At 72.3% G+C, this 2,318-nt stretch carries 2 protein-coding genes; one reads left to right on the top strand and one right to left on the bottom strand.

What is annotated here, in order from left to right:
- The first annotated feature begins 260 nt into the window (after nt 1-260).
- On the top strand, nt 261-602 hold the full coding sequence (locus GA0115259_RS34015) for a hypothetical protein (protein WP_093604057.1): 342 nt from the start codon (nt 261-263) through the stop codon (nt 600-602).
- A gap of 140 nt (nt 603-742) precedes the next feature.
- On the opposite strand, the gene GA0115259_RS40830 is transcribed toward GA0115259_RS34015, so the two are convergent.
- Nucleotides 743-2,318: hypothetical protein (locus GA0115259_RS40830; protein WP_202450599.1), on the bottom strand; the 1,576-nt coding region annotated here is incomplete at its 5' end.

Below are 2,318 nucleotides of genomic sequence, written 5' to 3'. Positions count from 1 at the left end.
GCGCCGCCGATGACGCCCGCCGGCCGTCTCCAGCCGGCCCGCCCGCCGTGTCACGGCGACGATCCATGCCCTGGTGCCCTCGCCGGGCCGTCCGACCGGCGCGGGCCCACCAACCGCAGCTGGCCTCCCGCCGAGGCGGCCGGGCCCTTCCTGCGCGCCAAATCCTTCGTCGCGTCCCCTACGGAGCTGCCTCGGGCGTCTGCCGAGTGGTCACGCGCCCCCTATACCTACGACCCCATTTCGGCGACGAGAGGACTCGCATGGACATCGACCCCGAGATCACCACCGCCAACGGCTTCCACATCGAGAACGTCCCCACCCGGTTCGTCAGCGGCTTCACCCGGTGGATCGAGGAGCACGCCGACCTGCGCCGTTCGGACGCGGCGGTCCTGATCGAGATGTGCGGTTTCCTCGCCCGTACCGAAGGACTCGACGAGGAAGCCCTGCACATCGTCGCCGGGCTGACCGGCGCCGCTCCGCAGGAGATCGTCCGTATCTACCGCAAGGACAACACCCGTTGGGCGGAGACGCAGGCCGTCCTGGACGCGCAGGATCTCACCAACCTCGACGAGCATCTCGACGGGATCGGCCGGTGGGGGTGAGGCCCTGCCCACGCCCTGCGGCGGCGGGCCCGCGGCGGCGAGCGGCGCCTTCTGCCGACGACCGGTGACGGGTTCGATCGACGATGCGGCGTCCTGGTCCGGCGGTGCTGGCCGTACCGGCGGACCAGGACTGCCGGAGCTCAGCGTTCAGCGGCGGTCTTGCCGGTGGTGAGGTGATCGGTCACGGCGACGGCCAGGCGCGCGCCTGCAGCGACTTGCGGGCCGCCCCGTTCGGCCAGGACGGTGGTGTCCCAGGGCAGTTCGGCGAGTTCGGGCAGGTGGGGCACGAATGCGACTCCCCGGGTACCGCGCTCCCCCAGGACGCGGTCGACGTCGGCGAGTTGCTGCGGCTCGATGTCCCCTCGCACCCGGTTGAGCGTGATCATCAGGCGGTCGGTGGGCAACCCTTGGACGGGCCGCAGGAGAAGGTCAACGACGTCGGCACTCGGGCGCGGGATGTTGATGTGCTCGATCAGGTCCTCGTACGGCTGGAGGAGGGGCAGGTCGTCGGCCGCTGGGGCCGCCCACTTCCCGCGGTGGTCACGCCACAGGTCGGCACCCCATCGTGCGATCCCTTCCGATTCGATCATCTCCAGCAACGCCCAGCAGCGGGCCTCCTGTTCGGCGGCCTCCGGCTGTGTCGCCAGCAGGCCGGCCCGGTTGCGGCGCCGGCTGCGCTCCGGCCACGCGGCCGAGACCTGCGGCCACAGGGCCGGATGGCGCCGTGTCCCCTCGGCGGCGACGGCGGCGAGGAATTCGGTCCGCCACGCGTCGAGATCGGGCTCGTCGTCCTCGGTGGGCAGCTGTTCGATGTCGCGGGCCTCGATTTCCTCCTCCTCCAGTTCGGCCAGGAGGGCCCAGTCCGGCTCCCAGTCCGAGCCGACACCGTCGTCGTACCAGGTGCGCTGCTGAACCCAGTCGGCGAAGACGACGTCGAGGAAGTCGAGCAGCAACTGCTCGGGGTTCCGCTCGCGACGGGGCCGGCGCTGGAGGTACTGCTGGTCAAGCCAGGCCCACATCTGCACGTGCTCGGGGCGCCGGTCGATGGTCTCGGTTGCCGCGATCCAGTGCCGTTGGTCGTAACGCGTGACGGCCAGGACGAGGTCGGCCTCCTGCACCAGGTGCTGGTGCGGGTAAGCGCCGTTGCCGGTGTCGATGAGGACCACGTCGGCCTGCGTGCGGGCAAGCTCCACGAGAACCTTGGCGTCCTCCCGGTCCTTCGGCAGAGCGGCGCCGCGCAGGGTCGGCAGGCCTGCGGCGACAAGGTGCCAAGGACCCTCGTCTCGCTGGCTCTGCCTACCAAGCGGGGACGACGGGTCGTTTCCATCCGCCAGCAGCCTCACGCTGGTGCCGCCGCGGGCCAGGGCGGCGGCGAGCTGCAGGGCGACGGTGCTGCATCCGACGCCGCCCTGGGCGACGGGGGTGATGGCCACGACGCCGCGGACGCTTCCGGCGAGGGGACCAACCGGGCGGGGAAGCAACTGCTGGGGCTTGGGGCCCTCGAGTTCGTGAGCAAGCGGTGCGCGGCCGGCCCACGGGTTGGACTCCGTGGTGCCGGTCAGGGCAGGTCGGCGCAGCGCCCGGCTCCACAACGCGCTCTCGCCCGGCGCGAAGGCGTCCACGAGGGTGCCCCAGGCGCGCCGCTCCCCCTCGGCCGCCGCACGCTGGTCCCACAGCGGTTCACGGCCGGCCGTGAGCGCCGCGGCGCGGGCCCGC

The organism is Streptomyces sp. MnatMP-M17 (assembly GCF_900091995.1).
In the GTDB taxonomy this organism is placed as follows: domain Bacteria; phylum Actinomycetota; class Actinomycetes; order Streptomycetales; family Streptomycetaceae; genus Streptomyces.
Note: the sequence above shows the minus strand (reverse complement) of the source record. Positions and strands in the feature narration are given on the sequence as shown.

Bases quoted from the DNA above. Each gene is read 5' to 3' on its own strand.
- GA0115259_RS34015 (WP_093604057.1), top strand. From the start codon at position 261: ATGGACATCGACCCCGAGATCACCACCGCCAACGGCTTCCACATCGAG.